Annotated in this window: 14 protein-coding genes; 6 read left to right on the top strand and 8 right to left on the bottom strand. The window is 48.4% G+C overall.

Translation table 11 applies throughout. From position 1 onward, the window contains the following. Window positions 1–38: 38 nt before the first annotated feature. The 4 genes from GYMC10_RS12930 to GYMC10_RS12915 form a co-directional block, all read right to left on the bottom strand. On the bottom strand, window positions 39–1,445 hold the full coding sequence (locus GYMC10_RS12930) for an ABC transporter substrate-binding protein (protein ID WP_015734860.1): 1,407 nt from the start codon (window positions 1,443–1,445) through the stop codon (window positions 39–41). A 114-nt stretch (window positions 1,446–1,559) separates the two neighbouring features. Beyond that, window positions 1,560–3,356: a sensor histidine kinase gene (locus GYMC10_RS12925; RefSeq protein WP_015734859.1), complete on the bottom strand. Its 1,797-nt coding sequence runs from the start codon at window positions 3,354–3,356 to the stop codon at window positions 1,560–1,562. Between the two features lie 8 nt (window positions 3,357–3,364). After that, complete coding sequence (locus GYMC10_RS12920; RefSeq protein WP_144374227.1) at window positions 3,365–4,975, bottom strand: response regulator; 1,611 nt, start codon at window positions 4,973–4,975, stop codon at window positions 3,365–3,367. 122 nt (window positions 4,976–5,097) lie between these two features. Further along, window positions 5,098–6,012, bottom strand: coding sequence for an ROK family protein (locus GYMC10_RS12915; protein ID WP_015734857.1), 915 nt, complete (start codon window positions 6,010–6,012; stop codon window positions 5,098–5,100). A 191-nt stretch (window positions 6,013–6,203) separates the two neighbouring features. Here GYMC10_RS12915 and GYMC10_RS12910 point away from each other — a divergent pair, with 191 nt between their 5' ends. From GYMC10_RS12910 to GYMC10_RS12885, 6 genes are all read left to right on the top strand, one after another. Beyond that, window positions 6,204–7,667, top strand: a complete 1,464-nt coding sequence (locus GYMC10_RS12910) for a glycoside hydrolase family 32 protein (RefSeq protein ID WP_015734856.1) — start codon at window positions 6,204–6,206, stop codon at window positions 7,665–7,667. Between the two features lie 76 nt (window positions 7,668–7,743). Next, entirely contained in the window at window positions 7,744–9,063 is a 1,320-nt protein-coding gene (locus GYMC10_RS12905) for an ABC transporter substrate-binding protein (protein ID WP_015734855.1), read from the top strand. Between the two features lie 84 nt (window positions 9,064–9,147). Continuing rightward, window positions 9,148–10,023, top strand: coding sequence for a carbohydrate ABC transporter permease (locus GYMC10_RS12900; RefSeq protein WP_015734854.1), 876 nt, complete (start codon window positions 9,148–9,150; stop codon window positions 10,021–10,023). A 1-nt stretch (window position 10,024) separates the two neighbouring features. Then, window positions 10,025–10,858, top strand: a complete 834-nt coding sequence (locus tag GYMC10_RS12895) for a carbohydrate ABC transporter permease (RefSeq protein WP_015734853.1) — start codon at window positions 10,025–10,027, stop codon at window positions 10,856–10,858. Window positions 10,859–10,878: 20 nt separating this feature from the next. Next, window positions 10,879–11,967 (top strand): glycoside hydrolase family 172 protein, encoded by a 1,089-nt coding sequence (locus GYMC10_RS12890; protein ID WP_015734852.1) that lies wholly within the window; start codon window positions 10,879–10,881, stop codon window positions 11,965–11,967. Between the two features lie 40 nt (window positions 11,968–12,007). Continuing rightward, window positions 12,008–13,000 (top strand): LacI family DNA-binding transcriptional regulator, encoded by a 993-nt coding sequence (locus tag GYMC10_RS12885; protein WP_015734851.1) that lies wholly within the window; start codon window positions 12,008–12,010, stop codon window positions 12,998–13,000. A 384-nt stretch (window positions 13,001–13,384) separates the two neighbouring features. On the opposite strand, the gene GYMC10_RS12880 is transcribed toward GYMC10_RS12885, so the two are convergent. From GYMC10_RS12880 to GYMC10_RS31840, 4 genes are all read right to left on the bottom strand, one after another. Continuing rightward, on the bottom strand, window positions 13,385–14,263 hold the full coding sequence (locus GYMC10_RS12880; RefSeq protein ID WP_015734850.1) for a phosphotransferase: 879 nt from the start codon (window positions 14,261–14,263) through the stop codon (window positions 13,385–13,387). Window positions 14,264–14,551: 288 nt separating this feature from the next. Then, window positions 14,552–15,976 carry a glycoside hydrolase family 32 protein gene (locus tag GYMC10_RS12875; protein ID WP_015734849.1) on the bottom strand — a complete coding sequence of 475 codons (1,425 nt, stop codon included), beginning with the start codon at window positions 15,974–15,976 and terminating at the stop codon, window positions 14,552–14,554. A 248-nt stretch (window positions 15,977–16,224) separates the two neighbouring features. After that, window positions 16,225–18,519, bottom strand: coding sequence for a GH32 C-terminal domain-containing protein (locus GYMC10_RS12870; RefSeq protein ID WP_015734848.1), 2,295 nt, complete (start codon window positions 18,517–18,519; stop codon window positions 16,225–16,227). Beyond that, window positions 18,516–20,981, bottom strand: a complete 2,466-nt coding sequence (locus GYMC10_RS31840) for a PfkB family carbohydrate kinase (protein ID WP_015734847.1) — start codon at window positions 20,979–20,981, stop codon at window positions 18,516–18,518. Before GYMC10_RS31840 ends, GYMC10_RS12870 begins: the two co-directional genes overlap by 4 nt. Between the last annotated feature and the right edge of the window lie 8 nt (window positions 20,982–20,989).

The raw sequence follows: 20,989 nt of genomic DNA, 5'->3' as shown, positions 1-20,989 counted from the left end.
CAAGCGGTGTCGCGGCACCGCCTTCGGACAAACGCTCGTTATTTCAAATAGGTACCCTGTATTAGCGGCTTCACTTTCGTTTCTACTTCTTTCATAGCCTGTTCGGCCGTTTTCTCGCCGAGCCACACCTGGTCCAAAGCCGCGGCTACCGCAGCGTCGATTTCAACAAAGTTTTTGACGTTGTTTTCCGGTGACGGCTCTGCATGTTCATAGGTTGAGCGCATCACGGCATCCTGGAAGCCGGCCGGTCTTCCGGGCAACTCCTCATTAGCCCACTCCTCGATCAATTCCGGATCCTCGTACCATTTATTGAGCTGCGGCATCCACAAACCTTGGTGCAAATCGAGCACGTTCTGCGGATCGGTGAGGAATTTGGAGAACTCCCATGTTTCCTTCGGGTGCTTCGAACTTTTGAAAATAATCAATGACCCGCCGAGGAAAAACGTTTTGTAATCCTTGATGACCGGAAGTACGCCGACGCCCCAGTTGATGTTGGTTTTGCTCAAATCGAGGTGATTCCAGCTGCCGTCGATGATCATCGCCACTTTTTTGGACTGCAAGGCGGTAGCCGGAGCGGGAATGCTGCTAGCCTGGACCGGCGACGGCGAGACATGGTGCACATTAATCAGATCGGCTATTCTTTGCAGTGCTTCGGTCGCTTCCGGTTTGGACAGCCCGAATTCCTTGCCGTCGGCCGACAAATAATCCCCGCCGTTTGAGAGGACCATCGGCATATAGGACGACCAGCCGAGGTTGAGTTTAACGCCGTATTGCTTGATGTTCTTCGGATCGAATCCCGGATCGTCCGGATGCTTGCCGTTACGGTCCAGCGTCAGCTTCTTGGCCGCGTCCACGAATTGCTCCCAGGTCCACGCTTCCTCCGCCTTCGTAGGCGGCAGCGCCACTCCCGCTTCTTGGAACATGTCCGCATTGTACATTAAGGAGGGGACAACGGAAGCCTGATACGGACCCGCGCTTTTGTCCTGCTCCCAGTTCCACCAGGCATACTCCAGATAATCCTCTTTCTTGATGCTTGGATCGTCTTTCATCAAATCGAAGAAGTTATAGATCAGTCCTTCTTCGCCCATTTTTAATTTCCAGGCGGCCGAATAACTGATGTCCGGCGCTTCGTTGCCAGCGATCATGGCATTCAGCTTCTGCAGAAAATCCGTGCCCGGAATGTGCACCGGGTCTATGGTGATGTTCGGATTCTTCTCCTCGAAAGCTTTAATCGCCGATTCCACCGCTTTCTTTTCCTCCGGGCTGCCCCAGAACGTGAATTTCAGCGTTACTTTTTCTCCATTGTCGGTTCCAGCGTTTTCGCCGCCGTTTTGACCCGCGTTCGTTTCCGAGCCCCCGCCCCCCGTTCCGCAAGCGGTTACAAATAGCGCCATGATCGTTAGGAAAATAAATGCAACCTTCCATTTCCCCGTTCTTTTTGTCATGTAATGCTCCCCCCCGATTTTAAATGTATGCGCTGCAGCCGCTTGTTTTCATTGTAAAATCGCCGCGCGTGAAAGCCTATGGGACGATTTTTCGTTTCCTGTACGATTTTTCGCTCAATCCGCTTTCCTTACGGCTTTATGGTGGGGGATCACCAGTTTGACTCGCGTACCGAGCTCCGGAACAGATTCAATACCGATACCGTAACGGTCGCCGTAAAGCAGCTTGATCCGCTTGTCGACGTTATGGATACCGATGTGGGAGGCGTTTTCCGCCAGCGCCTCCTTTAGGCGTTCCGGCTCGAACCCACAACCGTTGTCTTCCACACAGAACTCGATATCGTCCCCCAAACTGCGCCCGTAGATCGTAATCAGTCCGCCGCTTTCCATATCCCTGAAGCCGTGGATGATCGCATTCTCCACCAGGGGTTGAAGAAAAAGCTTAGGTACGCGGGCTTTCATCAGTTCCGGCTCGATGTCAAAATCAACCCGGAAACGATGCTCAAACCGGTTGGACATGATGACGATGTAATCCTGCAGCCAACCGATGTCCTCGGAGAGCGGCATCGAATCCTTGCGGTTGTCCGTCGTATAATGCAGCATGCGAGACAAGCTGACCAACATTCGGCTGACCTGCTCCTTCTCGCCGTAAACAGCCATCCAGTTGATGATATTCAGCGTATTGTAAAGAAAATGGGGATTGAGCTGGATGCCCAGCGCCAGAATTTCCGTTTCGCGTTCCCTGAGTTTGGCCACATAATTTTCTTCGATCAGCTGCCTCACCTTCTCGTTCATGCTGTTGAACTTCATCAGCACATGCCCCAGCTCGTCCTTCCCTTCCACCTTGATTTTGGCGTTGAAGTCGCCGCCTCCGACACGTTTGATAGCAAGCAGCAGTTTTCTGACCGGCGAGGTAATCCGCATGGAAATCAGGTAGGCGAAAAATAGCGAAAGCAGCAGCAGCGAAGCGCCCAGGGTAAGGATAAAAAAGGTGATCGTTTGTCCGATATCTTTGGTCAACGCGCCAGGGGGAATCAACACGACCGACGTCCAGCCCGTGATCGCGGATGTCGTGTAACAGGCGATCGTCCGTTTTCCGTCCACCATAACGAAGGATGCTCCGCTACCGCGGTTTTGCACTTCGGCCAGCCAGGGGAAAGACGGTTTCCGGCCGACGAATTCCGCATTCGCATGGGAAATGATCGTGCCGTCTGCGCCGGCCACCAAAAATACCGAACCTTCGATCGGGATGCTGTTCCGGAAAAGATCGGCATAGAGGCCGTCCCGGAAGTTCATGACAAGAACGGGTTTTTCCGAACCTGCTCTAGCCCGCACGATCGCGTCATTGCGGACGCAGGAAGGATTCATTTGCCGAACGGCGGAAAATAAATAACGGTATTCGATATCGGCACCGGCCAAATCCGGCAATTGATGCATCAGGCTATAATCATAAGTCGGCACCCAAGCCAAACGCCCCTTCTGTTCGGAGGCCTGACGGTACAGTTCGGAGTCGTAAAAATGATCCGGCGGATACGTATTGCGCGCTTTGCTTCCGTAAACGAATGCCCGGGTCACGAGCTCCACCGAATACAGATCCCGGGATTGCGAGAAGTAACGGTTTAAAATTTCCGTAACCTGTTTATTTGTCGCCAACAGTTTGCTTTGAGCAGGGGCGGCACCGTCGAAAATTTGAAATAGGTCGCATTCAACCATCAGGGAAAGACTGTTGTCCTGAATGATTTTCAACCGTTCGTCGATGATTTGGTTGTTTTTTTGCACGATTTCCGTCACGTTATCCCGTGCCAGCTTAAGCATCATATTTTTGCTGGCATAGAAGGATCCCGTCCCTAAGGTGACAAGGGGCAGCGTGATCAAGATGATATAAGATAAAATCAGCTTGTTTTTCAGTCTCATGGCGTCACCTACAGCAGGTCTTTCTTGCGAAATTCCTCCGGCGAAAGGCCGGTCTCCCGCTTGAAAATCCGGGTAAAATAACCCGCATCCCTGAATCCCACGCTTAAGGCAATCTCCGAAATTTTCCGGTTCCCGCCCTCCAGCATTTGCATGGCTTTATCCATCCTGAGCTTCAGTAAATATTCGGTAAACGTCATCGAAGTATGCGACCTGAAAAAACTGCTGAAGTAGGCAGGGCTGAAAAAGAACCGTTTCGCGACAAGCTCCAGCGAAAGATCCTCCATGTAATGCTCCGCGAGATACGCTTTGCACATCGCAATGATCCGCTCGTTTTTGTTGTTTCTCCGGTTCTCGATGCTGTCGATGATCCGGTTCAAATAATAGCCTGCTTTCTCCTCGACTTCATCAAGCGTCGCGCAAGCGGGAATCTGAAATTCCATCTCGGAAACGAAATTGTTGGCTTCCTCGCTCCGTATAGACGCTTCGCTTGCTTTGACCAGGTTCACCAGCACATACAAAATGCTGTGCTTCAAGTGGGAAGGAGAAGGATAGTCGCCATCCAACAGCTGCCGGATCAACAAGCTCAAAGACTCTATCGCCTTCTCCCGTTCCCTGTTCGCCACGGCGGCTGCGATTCCGGTTTCGGCGGGAACTAATTCCAATGACGGCTTGTACGGGTTGTAAGCGATTCCATAATTAACGACAACTTTCCCGCTGCCGCAATAAAAGGTATAGTCCAGCGCATGCAAGGCTTGCTTGAAGGAGCGCGGCGCTTCCCGGTAGAGATCGACTACGCCGTCGCCTACGCCTATCGACAAGGTAAGTCCGAATTCCAGGCGAACCCGGTCGATAAATTCGGTTAACCGCTCAGCCTCCCTCTTCATCAGCCACTCCAAGGAATGTGCAGGCGTAATGACGGAGATAAGCATAGGCTCGTCTCCGTCCAGGTAAAAGGATAGGGTCGGACCGATCGATTCGGCGACCTGACCCATCCAGTCCTTGAGGCTTGCTTTGACTTCCGTGAATTCCTCGCCATGATATTTCTCATCGATCTCGGACTTGGAAAGCTTGGCGACGATGACAAAACCGACCTGGCCCTGCGGGACCAACCCTTCGATTTCCCGAAGCTCGTCTTCATTCGCCACCGACCGTACCCAGCGACTGAGCAAGTGCTGCTCGTAGACGGGGATAGTTGAATTCAGTTTTTCCTGAAGATTCGCTCCGTCTTGAAGGCGCATCCGCTCCTTTTCAATCGCGGTGTCTAGTTTGTTCAGCATATCCGACATATCTCTCGATTCTAATGGTTTAAGTAAATAATCGAACGCGCCAAACTTGAGCGCCTTCCTGGCATAATCAAAATGCCCATACACGCTCAGAATTACGATTTTCATCGATTCGCTACGTTCCACTAATTGCTCGATCAACGCAAAACCGTCCATATTTGGCATACGAATATCCGTAAATGTTATATCAATCCGATTGGCTATAGCAATACGCAGAGCTTCTGCCCCATCCTTGGCCATAAATAAACGATAGTCCGGTCGGAGCGTTTTGATCATTTCAGCAATACCACGGCGATGACGCGGCTCATCGTCTACTATAAGCACGTGATACATCATTATTCCCCCTTCCATGGCCAGAGTCCATTAAAGAACCACCAGCTTTATCTCATTGTGAATAAAATAGGGGTCTCCAAAAATTCTATTATTGAAAGCCCCCTGTACATATTATTGATGCAATGTCAGTCGTCAAACTTTAACCCGCCATAATGAATTCCTGCTTTACTGCTACTAGCTTCAATACCTAGTGCAAGAGCACCGCACAATCCGGCATTATCACCCAAGCCTGGTGAAACGATATAATTCTCCAGATCGTCAAGAATAGCTGGGGATGCAACATATCCGTTTAAAAATTTAGCCACTTTCTTACGAATGAGCGGATAAAGCTGTTTCTGATGCATAACCCCCCCGCCGAGAATCACTTTTTTAGGCGACAGCAACAGAATTACCCCCGAAATGGCCTGAGCCAAATAAAATCCTTCCATCTCCCAAGCCAGATGGTCTTCAGGCAGCTCGCTTCCCTTCAATCCCCAGCGTTTCTCAATCGCAGGTCCGCTGGCCATGCCTTCCAGACAATCGCCATGATAAGGACAGAAGCCTTCGAATGGATCCTCTGGATGCCGACGGGTCAATACATGTCCACCCTCCGGATGGACAAGACCATGAATCAGATTGCCTTCCGCAAACACACCTACACCAACACCCGTCCCAATCGTATAGTATACACAGCTATCCAATCCCTTGGCGGCTCCCCACATTGCCTCACCGAACACCGCAGCATTCACGTCGGTATCGAAACCGATCGGAACAGGGAAATTTCGTTTCATAAACCCCACGAAGTCAAACCCGCTCCATCCCGGCTTGGGGGTCGTGGTAACTTGCCCATAAGTGAGACTGGAACGATCCAGGTCAATCGGTCCGAAGGAACCCACTCCAATTGCCTCAATGTCTTTGTCTCTAAAGTACGCTACTACTTGCTCAAGTGTCGGTTCGGGTATATCCGTTGGAAAACTGATCCGGTCCAAAATTTCTCCTTCCTCATTGCCAATCCCGCAAATGAATTTCGTTCCTCCCGCTTCAATTGCACCAATCCTCATGTTTGTTCCTCCTGAATTGTAAATGGTTTCGATATTATTCTACACGTTTGGCAAACGTTTTACTATTCAGTTTTCAATATCTGGTAATATTTTTTATAACCCTATATCACAAAGCTATTGTAACCGTTGACAACTATAATAATTGTGTTAATATGTTTTTGTAAAACGTTTTACTAAATGGAGATGACGAGATGAAAAAAGTATTTTACAAACCGAAAGACGGATGGGTCGGAGATGTGATCCCGTTCTATGACCATGGAGAGTACAAGCTCTACTATCTCCATGATCAAAGAGTTGGTGGAGATTATGGGAATCATACGACATGGAACCTGATCACCACCAAAAACGGCTTGGATTTTGAAGATTATGGCGTAGCTTTGCCAAACGGTAGCGAAACCGAGCCGGACCGTAACGCATATACCGGTTCAGTGATTAAGGATCGAAACGGTAACTATCACCTTTTCTACACCGGTCATAATCCCAACCCTGAATTTTGCGTTGACGGAAAGCCCTTACAGGTCGTGTTGAAGGCTACCGGTACCGATGGAATCCATTGGACGAAAGATGAAGATTTTAAGCTTTATGGAGATGGAGTCATTTATGAGCAATTCGATTGGCGCGATCCATTTGTGTTTTTCAACGAAGAACGGCAAGAGTACTGGATGCTCGTCACCTCAAGGCAAATGAATTCCTCCGAAAGAAGAGGTGGGTGCGTTGCCCTTCTTACTTCCGATGATCTTAAGAGCTGGCGTTATCGGGAACCGTTTTACAGTCCGGACAAATACATCACCATGGAATGCCCGGATTATTTCAAAATGGGAGACTGGCACTACCTGGTCTACTCGACGTTTAGCGAAAAGTTCGTGACACATTACAAAAAAAGCAAAAGTATCGAAGGCGTATACTCTTCACCGATTCTTGACACCTTTGACGGCAGAGGCTTTTACGCGGCGAAGACGGCCTCGGATGGCCAGCAAAGATATGCTTTCGGCTGGGTTCCTTCCAAGCAGGGAGCAAGTGATTTTGGGGATTGGGAATGGGCTGGAACACTTGTCGTGCATGAGATTTATCAAAATAATGACGGCGATCTACTTGTTCGGATGCCTCAATCGGTTTATGAGCATTTTAATACGGAAGCAGACGTCATTCCAGAATCAGAGAAACATTGCCGCCACAACGATGAAAGCGGATTCGAACTGGAGTCTCCCGATGGATTGGCTTACCGTGTATTTAATGAAGTGCCTTCCCAGGTTCTAGTCGAAGCAGCATTTACGGATTGGAAAGATACAAAGGACTTTGGGATCGCGCTGCGAACCGACAAAGTTCTCGATTCCGGATATTTCATTAAATTCGATCCGTTTCACAACCGCATCGCTTTCGATATGTGGCCTAGAACCGAACCTGGATTCTTTCAATGGCAAATTGCCGGCGACAAACCTCAGATGATCGAGCTGGAAAGGCCGTTTTCGTTCTCTGAACATAACAAGATCACGGTTAAAGTGATTTTGGAAGATGATATCTTATGTCTGTATGTCAACGACAAGATCGCGATGACCACGCGTGTCTATAACTTCAAAACTGGCCACCTCGGTTTTTTTGCTAACGAGGGCTCCGTTAAAGTCAATAAGGTCAAGCTCAAGACAGGATCACTATAATAACCTGTTTCAAAACAATTAAAGTCTCCTTAAAGGAGACTTTGATTGGAAAAATAAAAAATGAAGGGGTATTCACATGACGACAAAAAAGAGAAAAATGTCTAAGGTTCTCTCGCTTATCGCAATCTTTTCATTAGTTGCAACCGCTCTCGCAGGTTGCGGCGGCTCGGAAAACAGTAGTGCTGGAACTAAGGGAGATAATACGATTACGTGGTTAACAGCCCGGCCGGAAAACGGAGCAATCATACAAACGGTTCGAGAACTGGCGGACCGCTATTCGGAGGATCATCCCGAATTCAAACTGGATATTCAAGTGACCGCTGATAGACCTTCCTACCTAACCAAATTAAGAACGCTAGTTGCTTCTGGTGAACTGCCTGATTTTATCGATACGGACGCCGATCCGTACGCCCAGGAACTGGCGGATGCCGGAATGCTCGTTGACATGAAGCAATTCCTGGAAGAGCAAGGTTTGTATGATCAGTTCTACGAACCTGCGCTGAAATATCAGGAGCTGCCCGATGGCAGCCTGTACCTTCTCCCTCTGGAGTATCATCTGGAAATGACCTGGTACAATAAGAAGATATTTGAGGAAAATAATCTCACGGTTCCGAAAACGATCGATGACATGCTTACCATCAGCAAGGCGCTAAAGGACAAGGGCATTACTCCGATTGCGGTGGATGGTGTTGACGTCTGGCCTGTACTGCGTTATGCAGCTATGATCCCTTTCCGTACCACAGGAAATGAATTTGCACGGAATCTGAGCCAAGGTAAAGCTAAAATGGCCGACGACGTCGGCATTCAAGCGGCAAATTTTGTATCCGAGATCGGGCAGTATTTCCAGAAAGGATTTGCATCGACAGATTATACGACGGCCAAGAATATGTTCCTTAACGGCGAAGCGGCCATGTATCGTATGGGTACTTGGGAAATCCCATCCTTCGTAGACGAAAATCTGCCGGAACAACTCAAGGGCCAAGTGGATTATTTCTATCTACCGACCATCAACGATGCCAAAACACCGGATAACGAATTTTTCGGAAACAGCGGGATCGGACTGGCCGCAACAACCAACAATTTCGACGAAACAACTAAGGACTTCCTAAGTTACGTATTAAAAAACTATAGCGATGTCTACGTCGCTAAACAGCAGATGTCACCGCTTAAATTCACGATTGAAGATGAGTCCAAGTACTCCGAACTATTCCTTCGAATCAAAAAGGATATGGATCATTACGGTTCGGAGTTTGCCAAACCATGGGATACCTTGCTGGACGCCGATACCAACTCTGTCATGAGTGATTTGATCATCAAGCTGGCAATGGGAACAATGACGCCGGAGGACTTTGCCAAACAGATTGACGACGCCATTGCCCAAAACGCCAGCAACTAATGGTTGCTCTAAATGTATGTCATCCACCCGGGCATCATTGGCTCGGGTGGATACCTCTCAATAAAAACAAATGGGGAGATTCACATGAATGTGCTCAAGGATAAGAAGGCATGGTTAATTTTCATCGCGCCTGCTTTGCTGTTTTATTTAGTAACTGTATTTGTTCCGATCATTCAATCACTGAATTACGGATTTCAGGATTGGAACGGAATCAAGGACGCCAGTTATATCGGACTAGGCAACTATATTAAAATGTTCCAAGACCCCTATTTCTGGAATGCCGTTAAAAATAACTTGGTGTACGTTGTGATCGTCGTACTCATGCAGGTGTTTATCGGGCTGTTTTTTGCTCTATTACTCTCATACGTCAAAAAAGGAGCCAGCCTATTTAGAACCTTGTATTACTTGCCGGCAGTTGTGGTCACGGTTGCCATCGCTCAGATGTTTCGTAACTTTTATTCACTGCAGCCACTAGGCCTTCTCAACATGTTTCTAGAATGGATCGGATTAGGTCATTTGCAAAGCGCGTGGTTATCGGATCCGCACACCGCATTGATCGCTGTCTCCATTCCCGAAGGATGGCGTTTTACCGGGATGTACATGGTCATTTTTTACGCGGCTCTCATCGCGATCCCGAAAGAAATAGAAGAAGCCGCAACGATCGACGGCGTAAACGGATGGCAGTTGATCCGCCATATCAAATTACCGAGCATCAAACATGTGCTCAGTTTGGCACTCATCATGTGCACCACCGGGGCACTAAGAGGATTCGATATCCCTTATATCATCGGTGTACAAGGGTCAACAACTGAATTGGTTACGACTTATATGTACAAAAAAGCGTTCACTAGTATTCAATATGGCTACGGAAGTGCGATCGCCGTATTTATCGTCATCGAAAGCCTACTGGCTGTACTCATTATCCGAGCTATATTCAATTCCAGGAAAGGAGAAGCATAACATGCTATCCAGAAAAAAAGCTTTATCCTTCCTATTGTACTTTATCGTTATCGCAATCCTAATCGTCCAAATCTACCCGGTGGTCTGGCTGATGTTGTCCAGCTTCAAATCGAGCATCGAATTAACGACAAAACCGTTTTCGCTTCCGACGTTATGGTCATTCGACAACTATGCCGCTGTATTTCGAGATAGCAGCCTGCTGCTCTATATCAAAAACACGGCCATTGTTACGTTCAGTTGCCTGCTGCTCATCGTCTTCTTAAGTGCAACGGCTGGCTTTGCTCTCGTCAAAATGCAGTCAAGGCTGAATTCAAAGCTGCTTCTCTTCTTTACGATTGGAATCATGATTCCGATTCAGGTTACCTTAATCCCGCTTTTTATTATGTACAAAGAATCTGGGCTGCTGAACTCATATCTGGCACTGATCCTTCCCCAGGTCGGATTTGCCCTGCCTCTATCGATTTTGATCTTCACCAGCTTTTACCGATATGTACCCAATGAATTGATTGAAGCTGCCGTCATCGACGGATGTAACATTTATCAGGTCTTCTTGAAAGTCATTTCTCCACTGACGATCAACACCACAATCACGGTTGCTTCCATCAATTTCATTTTCATTTGGAACGATTTTATTTTTTCTAACACGTTTACGAACGACAAACAATATAAAACCATTGCCGTCGGCCTTCAAGAGTTCATCGGTGCTTTCGGAGCAACGGATTGGGGACAGACATTTGCGGCCATCTGCATCAGTATCATCCCGATCATCGTCACCTACTTGTTACTGAATAGATATGTAATGGCTGGCGTTTCCGACGGTGCTGTTAAAGGATAACGAATAAGGAGAGATTAACCATGCAATCGATGAATCAACTTTTTGGTAGAATGAAGGGAAAAAGCAGAGCGATTACAGCGGAAAATCCGCATGGCTTAAAAGGCCAAGGAGGAAAAGCAGCCGGCCCGCTTGGCGTTGCTCGCAAAGGTAAGGCTTTTATCTCGTTAGCCCAAGGTGAAACCGCCACACTCGTCGACATTGAAGGCACCGGCATCATCCAACACATCTGGATGACCGTGACGGACCAAACCGAGACCGGTTGGTTTGTATTGCGTGACTTGGTATTGCGGATGTATTGGGACGATGAAAAAACCCCCTCTGTGGAAGTTCCGCTGGGCGATTTCTTTTGCAACGGCTTCGGCGCCAGAGCAATCGTCAATTCTTTGCCGATTGTCGTGAATCCGGTTGGTGGCATGAACAGTTACTTCGCGATGCCTTTCAAAAAAGCCGCCAGAGTAACTATAACGAATGAACATCCCCAAGAGATCGAGGCGTTTTTCTACCAGTTTGATTATGTGCTTGTCGACGAACTCCCGGAGGATACGGAATATTTCCATGCCCAATTTCGCAGAGAAAATCCAACCCAGCTCGGGCAGGATTATACAATTATTGATGGAATTAAAGGAAGAGGGAAGTATATCGGCACTTACATGGCCTGGACTTCCTTATCGCGTTACTGGTATGGTGAAGGGGAAGTGAAATTTTATCTCGACGGCGACCAAGAATGGCCTACCATCTGCGGGACGGGTGCGGAGGATTACTTCGGTGGTGCATGGGGCTTCGTGAAATACGATAACGGTAATCCGGTGCATGAACAAACCTACTCCACTCCCTTTATGGGTTTCCCGCACTTCCAAGTAACAGACAATACGAGATCGCATATTTACGATGGAGCTGCTTGCCCTATGCGCGGCTTCTATCGTTGGCATATTCTTGACCCCATTTTGTTTGAAGAGGATTTACGTGTCACCGTCCAACAGATCGGACATGACGGGAAGGCCTTATTTGAAAGAAGTGACGACGTGAGCTCCGTTTGCTATTGGTATCAGACCGAACCGCATCAAGCGTTTCCTACACTACCAGGTGTTCTGGAAAGACGTCCGCGCTAACCGACGATAAAATCGCAATCATATAAGTAGAGGTATAGAAATGGCTAATAAAAGGGTTACATTAGTTCAAGTCGCAAAAGATGCAGGTGTTTCTCCCGCAACGGTTTCCCATTTCCTGAACGGAAACTTTCAGAAAATGGGCTCGGAGACGAAAGAAAAAATCAGTCTCTCGATAACCAAGCTAGGTTACCAAGTGAACCCTGTTGCCAAAAGTCTCATCACTGGCAGAATGCACACAATTGGACTCGTTTTATCAGACAGTACGGACGACGGTTATTTTGAAGACTTATATTTCCTGCATTTTGCCCAAGTCATCAAACATCAATTAAAAGCGTTGGGATATAAGATTATCTTGCTGGACTTTGAAGAAATCTTCATGAATATCCAGATGGTCGATGGAATCATCGTCAAAGCGACCATGGATACGGAAAAATTCATGCCCCGGTTAATGAACCTTAACGTACCGGTCATTACAATAGGACGCCACAATTTATCTTACGGCGCGCATATGCTCCGCGTCGACGACTACCTAAGCGGTCAGACCGGCGTGAATCACTTATTATCCCGAGGCTATCAGAATTTGGTCATATTGACTTATCCGCACGGTCACGTTCCCGGATTCGACGATCGGCTGAACGGAGCCAGCGAGGCTTTGCGGCAGAACGGCAAACTAACGACGGTTATTACAGGGGATATGACGGAAACTTTCGGATACGATACCGTAGTTAACTTGGTCCAAAACAACCAGCTGCCGCAAGCGTTGTTTTGCTTAAATGACATATCCGCCATCGGAGCCTTAAAAGCGTGCAAAGATTTGAACATTTCCATTCCGGATAAACTCGCCGTGTTGGGCGTCGACGACATGCCAACCGTCTCCGAACTGCTTAGCTTATCGACCATACGGCATCCCATCAACGATTTAGCCGAGACCGCTGCCAAACTGATGATCAAATCGATCGAGTCTGACGGTCAGCGCATCGAACCTGTCGAAGAAGTATTTCCGACAGAACTGATGGTTCGGCGAACCAGCTGATCTCGAACATGCTATGGGAATAGACCAAGCAAAATATCGGGCAAGGGCAAATGGGCCCCTGCCCGATTATTTTCTACTTTTACCTTCTAGAATCCAACCATTCACCGTGCTGGAAAAGGGAACACATAAGTCCACTGCACGCTTTCCACTTCATCCAGACGATTCTTGAAGTTGTATGAAGTCACGCTTTCATGGTATTTTATACACGTCCGCATGCTGCGCGAATGTGCTCCTATTAATTTCACTACTTCAATGTCGGAACGTTCACATCATCCACATTGAGATGCCCGAAGTCTTCCGCTGCACTATCGACAATCTTGATATAGCTTGACGTGCCCACATAAGACGCCGCATTCCACGTAATCGGCCTGACTTACGAGGACCCTACAACTGATAAATTCCTTGCTCAATTCGTTCCATGCAGTACTCGGCAAATTTGTAGTAATCGAAATCATGATGTTTGTTGTCCTCCGTAAGGCAGCTGTAGAATAATCCCCACGCTACCTCGCGAACCATCGATACATATTTCATATCTTGAAAAATGTGGAATGTATCTTCTTCGAAATGCCCGAAATATAGCCTCAACCACTCCCGTTCTTCTGCTTCGCTGAACTGGTTGGTAAACGGAATAAGCGTCAATTCGAAGAACACGTCTCCAATTCCCGAAAGCTCCCAATCGATGATCTGCAACTGGTCGCCCGTATAGATCATGTTGCACAGGAAAGAGTCATTGTGACAGAACCTATTGTTATAAGTTTTATCATTACTCCGTTGATGCGCGATTTTTTCTATGCGGTCCAATAGTCGATTTAAGCCATACGGGCGCTTGACTTGAAACGAATCCGCCCCCCTCAAATAGCCATGAATCAAGTCGTAAGGCGTACATTTTCGACCCTGACTTTCCATGCCATGTATAACTTTGAGGCGATTCATAATCATGGTTTTGATGTTCTCGTCTGCCAGGTCATCTTTCTCTAGCATTCGACCATCGATAAACTCCGTGACCACATAATGTTCAGGATGATCATCGGCAATGACTTGAGGGGAAAATCCTTCCCGATGCGCCTTCTTCATCACTTCGATTTCTGAGCGCCGTGTCAGATTTAAATATTCATTTTGCCTGCTATTGATGCGAAGAACATAGGCTTTATGCTTGGTTTGCACCCTATAAGTTTCGTTGCACAAGCCTCCGCCAAGATTTTCAAAGCCCAGAATTTTGTGCTCTAGCTCTGGAATCCCACGGATAATGTCATCCACTTTCATCTTCACGAGAACTCACCCCGCCCCGAGTCATGTATCTTTGCTTAGTTAGAAGGCAAGCCGAACCTGCAGCTTGCCCTCTTGCTTTCTAAGCTGGAAAGTAACGATTTCCCCAAATACCTTACACGTAACCGCGCTTACAGTATTGTAAACTTTCTTGATTTCTGAGCCCTCAAGCTGGTACAAAGTGTATACGGTTTAGGCTTTTTTCTTAGCCAAGGAATGGAATGTGAGGTGATTGAGATGATCACATTATCTTTACTTAGACTTATGCTTTTTTTTGTTTTCCCTTTATCCTCTACCCTCGATTCGCACATCGCTGAATTGAGCACTGCCCTGACTGACAAACAAACCGAGCTTCCCATGCTGGATATCGTACATTCTGGCACTCATCGCTATGTTCTCATCCACGTAAATCTCACAAATCGAGCCGTCTATAAACACTTTGATTTCGTAAGGACGTTCGGGAATAAGCTCAATCGGACGCTCCAGCTCTACCTCATAAGGGAATGTCTTTCCGCCCTCTTCCGACTGCATAATATATCCCCGGAAAGTAAGGCGGTTTCGTTGCGGTTCAAATGTAATATAATAGGCCGCATCCAGGGTGTCTTCTGTTCGGAGCATGAACCCAAGTCCTTGTGTTTGTCCGGAGAATGAAACACTCGCGGATATTTTGCACTGATCTGGGAGATCCTCCCGGGTCGTGCAGCCAGCAAACCCATACGGCGACTCGCAGGAGAGCGAGCAATCCGAATCGAGCCACGCTCCCTCAACACGGTTAAAGCGCACGGGCATCAGTTCTTTAAATGCAGCATCGACCGTATCTGGCACTTTGACGCCGAGGGTGCCATCCGGACGCTGTATGATTTCATGTACAACCAAATTCCCGCCCCAGTCCCAAGTGTCGTAATCCTTGCCCTGGGACTTCGGAGGATTCCAGCCGAATAAATCGTCATTCTTCGTTGGATTCCACCCGAACAGGTAACGTTTCTGTCCGTCAGCCACGGATTTGGCCGCATAGAAGGCCCTCCCGTCAAAAGTATCCTCCTTTGGGGTAATCCAAGGGCCATTCAGGCTGCGGCTCATCCGGTAAAATGTCGCAAATCTTCCCGTGTAAGAGGAATAAATCAAATACCACCAATCCCCGATTCGGAACAAATCGGGGCATTCGTGAGCCCCCACGTGCAGATTCGGCGCGTACAAAGGTTCACGGTACTCCCAGGCTTTCAGATCCTTGGATGACAGCAGCGCGGTGCACCCTTTTCGATTGGTCGGCCCTTTCGCCATCGCCGAAAGCAGCATCCAATATTGGCCTTCCTCTTCATTCCAGAACACGAAGGGATCGCGCCAATCGGAAAGCTCATAGATGCGATCGTCAGCTGCAAAGGTATCCTCGGGAATGGGCTCCCAGGTCTTCAAGTCTCTGCTGATCGCATGACATACCAGCTGCTTGCCCGGTGGGAATATGCAATAGAACATATGGTAGATGCCGTCCACTTTCAGAATATGACCGGTGCCGCCTTCAATCTTACAGGGTCCTTCTTCCCGATAATTGACGAAGTCCTTCGTTCCGACAAGATACCAGCCGTGATCAAGGCCCTCCCGGTAGTTATCCCGCCAGCCGTGCAGATAGAACAGCTTAAACTCCCCGTCTTCATAATAGGGAATAACGTCCCCTACCCAGGCGTTCTCCGGTCGATAGAAAAATTCCTTCATCTTCATCCCTCCTGATGGTTTAAGTGGCTTAATCGTTCATCCAAGGAAACGGGCATGTACGCATCGCTTGTGCCCTGCTCCTGATACCAGTAAACGGTGGCGGCATTCAAACATTGGTTATTTAGCCCCCAATAATCCCCTTTGTATTTCTCAATAACCCCCTCAAAAGAGCAGCAAGCGATTCAAGATCATATAATCGCTTCACGAGGTCTTGACAGGAATAAAATTGCTGTTCCGTTGAATTCATATCAAATTCTCCTCTCTTCCCAGATGGGCTTCATATCCCATACTTCCATCGATTTGACTGTCAGACTGCCGTCTCCCCAAATTTCAAGCCCCAAAGCATCCGTACGGCTCGGATACACCCGGGTCGTAAGGCTTTTCAATCCGTTGGCATAGGCTTCAACCATGGAGCGGTCCAAATAAATGTGAAGCTTTAGATTCTCCCCTAAGAGCTCCACATTGCCGCCCTGGATTCCTCCGCACTTTTCTCGCGGGTCAAGTGTGGTTTTGGTTCGGTCGACAGAGAACATGGATTGGTTCATATCATAAAACAGAAGTGTCTCTTCTTCTCCATCCGATGTACGGCGGATCTTGATCCCGAATCGTTTGGCGCTGCCCGAATCGATTTCCAACTGGATTTCAAGCATATCGCCTCGAACATCCTGAAGCCGTTCATTCGACTCAGTCAATGATTTGTCCTGGAGCGATATCCGTTTGGCGCCACGCAGCGATTGAAGCTCCTGAATCGGCTCAATACCTAACCGTCCGTCCTCCCTCAAATACACGCTTAGCGGCAAACCGGCGTTATGAGCCCAACCCGATTGATATTCCAGTTCGAGAGTTCGGTCGCCTTGGGCAATCGTAAATATGATTTTTCTGCCGGTCTTCGGATCGACCATTCCGCTCGGGCCAGTAAAATGAAAATCACCAACGTCAATTAATTGCGGTTCCTCTTGATCCGGAATAAATGATAGATTTTGCTTGTCAAGCTGCCCGATCCAATAGAATACCTCGACATCCGCTCCCTGTCCCACAGGGCTGACCAGTAAAAGATGCTTGTTCACGCCCTGCTTATCACTGCCAAGGGGAAGAAGCACGGGAAGCTCCCAGATGGGGCCCAGATAAGGAAACCTCTGAATATCCGCTTTAAACAACGGCCCTTTGTATGTCCAGTTCAGCATATCCTGAGACGCAAAAGCCAGCGCTGCTCCACCTTCGCCTTCGATCCCGGACCCGACCAATGCAAACCATCCGTCATCGTCCCTCCACACGAACGGATCCCGGAAATCACCGAATACGCCCATGCCCTTCTTCTGTACAATCAACGGTACCGGATGCTTGACCCAATGAACCAGATCCGGGTCTCCATCCCGGGTATAGGTACTTCGTGCAAGCGCCACGCTCTGATTCGGCGAAGCACCGTCATTGCCCGCTGTAAAGAACAAGACAGGCAGGCCGTCTGCATCGTAGGTCGCGCTTCCAGACCAGATCCCATCCGGTGCGAGCGAATCCTTTTCAGGGGCTAATGCCACAGGAAGATCACGCCAATGCACCAGGTCCTCGCTTACCCAATGTCCCCAATGAATGTGATAAAAAAATGGCCCAAGAGGGTTATGTTGATAGAATAGGTGGTATTGACCATCAAAATAGATCGGAGCGTGGGGCTCGTTCATCCAATGCGCCGGCGGGCTGGCATGATACTGCGGTCTGTGTCGATCCAAAAGCAAAGGTGTCCGATCCAATTTGATCTCATCATACGCTAATTGCGGATGGACTCCTCCGCAGGCATCATTCAACACTTGCCGATAAGATGAGGCAATCTCCTCCGCGCTCAAAGCGCGATTATAAATTTTGAGTTCATCCATGATACCGCTAAACATGTGAAGGCTAAATTCGCCCGCCCATTGGCTGCTGTGATTATTTTTGCCAATGAGTAGTTCCGTGTCGACCGCTTCGGCCAAACGGGAATTTCTAGGCAGCTCAGCCGAAGCGATTTCGCTGCCGTTTAAGTACAATTTCATTTCCCCTTGATGCCCATCGAACACAGCATTGATATAAGACCAATTGTTTTTTGGCAGTTCAAGACCGTCCGGCGACCAAAGTTCCTTCCAGTCTCCTCCTTCCAGCCCGACTTGGAAGGACCAGCAGCCATGACGAAACATGCCCAGTAGATAACCCTGCTGGCGATCCATGTTGTAGCGGTTCACGATGGCTGACAGCTTACCTTCAAATCCCCATTCATAGGAACGGGGAGCCACCCATACTCCGATACTCAGTGCTGATCGATATTCTGTCTTTCGGTTCACATTTCCCTCTTTAAACCGATGGGAAATGTATGTCGAGTAGCCGTCGAACAGCAGCCCGTTTCCCATGACTCCCGGTTTCCACTGCGGATCGCAGGATTGCGTAAACTCGGCTTGATTAAATACGTACTGAATATCATCCCGTACTTGAGATATGCTCTCCACAGCATTGGCTCCGGTTCCTTCATCGAATGGCCAATACATCATCAGCCCCTGATTGTCGGATGTTTGGCTCACGCTTCATCCCTCCCTGATGTCTGTCCTATGTTGTTATTGGAAGCATGAATAGACTGAAGTGCATGGACATGGAGCGAGTTCAGCACAACCTGCCCTGATTCCGTACTTATGGAAAGCTCATTAATCGGGTAATCCGGGAAAATTTGATCCGTGAGAGCAACCAGCCCTTCATTCGCATACACTTCAACCGCATTGCGATCCAGCCAGATGCGCAGCCTGATTTTCCCGTTATCCGGAACCAATCTGGCGCCATGCTTACACGCAAACGACGCGTGAAAATCCGTCATGCCTGATTTGGAACGGTCGATGAATAGCCATTGGCGTACAGGATCATATCCGATTGAAGTCTCACTTTGCCCGGACGATTGCATTTTGATATAAACCTCGCCGGCTGATCGAATATCGATGTCCGCTTCAATCTCCAGCAAGTCATCCTTCATCTTCAGCACATACGGGAACTCAGGGGCTACCGTGAGCATATTCCAGTCCCACGATTCTTTTCGAAGCTGCTCGATTTCCCCGACAGGCATTTGGGTTAGTACGATGCCCTCATCCCGATGGGTCAATGACAAAACGCGTGGCAGCGTCATTGCGCCTCTCCAGGCGCCGGTAGGCGTCTCGTTGGCATATTTCCAATTGCTCATCCATCCGATGATCACGCGCCGTCCGTCTTGCTCAGGTAGATCCGACCAGGTAACACCTGCATAGTTGTCCCGACCATGATCCAGCCACATGATATGATCAGGCGAATTGTCGTTGATGAAGGTATTTCCGTCAAACTTTCCGATAAAATATTGCGTGCGTGATCCTTCCGGACTGGAAGGGTTATCCCCAATGCTGATGACAAGCACCCATTTAGAACGCCCGCTGTCATCGAACGGCAATTCAAAGAGATCCGGGCATTCCCAAACCCCGTCATGCGAGCCTTCCTCACGGCCGAATTCCCCGGTAAACGACCAATCACGCAAGTTTTCTGATCCATAAAACCGAACATGGTCTCCCGCGACGATCGTCATTATCCACCGCTCACTTTGTGCATGCCAAAACACTTTCGGGTCCCGGAAGTCTACCAGATCAGGCTCGGTTAGAACCGGGTTCCCCTCATATTTGTGCCAGGTTCTGCCTTTATCGCTGCTGTAAGCCAAGCTTTGCCGCTGGCGCGGCTGCCCGGTCTCTGGACTTGTGTCCGCATGGGTAAAAATCGCAACCAATCCATGGGCGCCCGCAAAAAATCCGCTGCTGTTATTAAAGTCAACTACACAGCAGCCGGAAAAAATGGCTCCATGCTCGTCCGGGAACAAAGCGATAGGCTCATGCTGCCAGTGAATCAGATCATGACTTACGGCATGACCCCAGTGCATCGGCCCCCATTTATTGCTAAATGGATGGTGTTGATAAAACAGATGATATTCTCCCTCGTAATAGACTAATCCGTTCGGATCGTTCATCCAATGGGATGGAGGCGAAAAATGAATTCCCGGTCTAAATTTCTCGCCCATCTGTTTATGTGACTCCATGATCTTATTGATTTCATCTATCGTCGGCATTGACTGAAGAGCCCCTTTCCGTGTTGTCACTAATGCACCGCCAGCATTGGCAAAAGTCAGCATGCTAATGATTTGCTGTTTTTCTAATTTATTTAAAGAAATGTTGCATTCCAGTATTTGATATAATAAGCATCCTAGAAAAGCGTCGCCGGCCCCGGTCGTATCGATGGTATTCACTTTGAAACCTGGGACATAACCTTCATGGGCAGCCACCCGGTAATAGCAGCCTTGTTCACCTATCGTAACGACAATAAAGGCGATGCCGAATTGTTGCTGTAACATGAGTGAGCCTTTCTCAACATCGGTTATACCCGTGATAAAGCAAAGCTCTTCTTCTGATATTTTCAAGATATCTGCATGCTTCATGCCCCACAGGATATTTTGCTTCGCTTCCTCCTTGCTCCCCCATAACGAAAATCGGATGTTCGGATCGAATGAAAGCAAAACTCCGGCCTCCTGGGCCTTAACGACTGCCGCTCTTGTTGCTGAACGTGCCGGCTCGTGGGTCATTGACAATGAACCAAAGTGGAGCACCTGGCAGTTCCCAATCCTGTCGAGCGGGACATCCTCCGAGCGCAACAAGGTATCCGCTCCCGGTTGCCGGTAGAAGCTGAACGATCGGTCTCCGCTGTCATCCAAATGGACAAATGCCAGCGTTGTTTTGGCTTCATCCGTAAACGAAAGCGCACTCACGTCGACCTCGCAGCTAAGCAACGTATTGTGCAGAAACGAACCGAAGTGATCCTTACCAACCTTGCTTATTAATGCAGCTTTGGCACCTAAACGGGACAGCGCAGCTGCTACGTTAGCCGGAGCCCCTCCGGGGTTGCATTCTAATTGCTCGTTGCCCCCAACTGAACGGCCTACCGGAGTAAAGTCTATCAATAATTCCCCAATGGCTATTACATCAAGCACAGTTTCTC

The sequence above is a fragment of the Paenibacillus sp. Y412MC10 genome (assembly GCF_000024685.1).
GTDB lineage: Bacteria > Bacillota > Bacilli > Paenibacillales > Paenibacillaceae > Paenibacillus_AQ > Paenibacillus_AQ lautus_A.
This window is presented reverse-complemented; position numbering and strand designations above follow the sequence as displayed.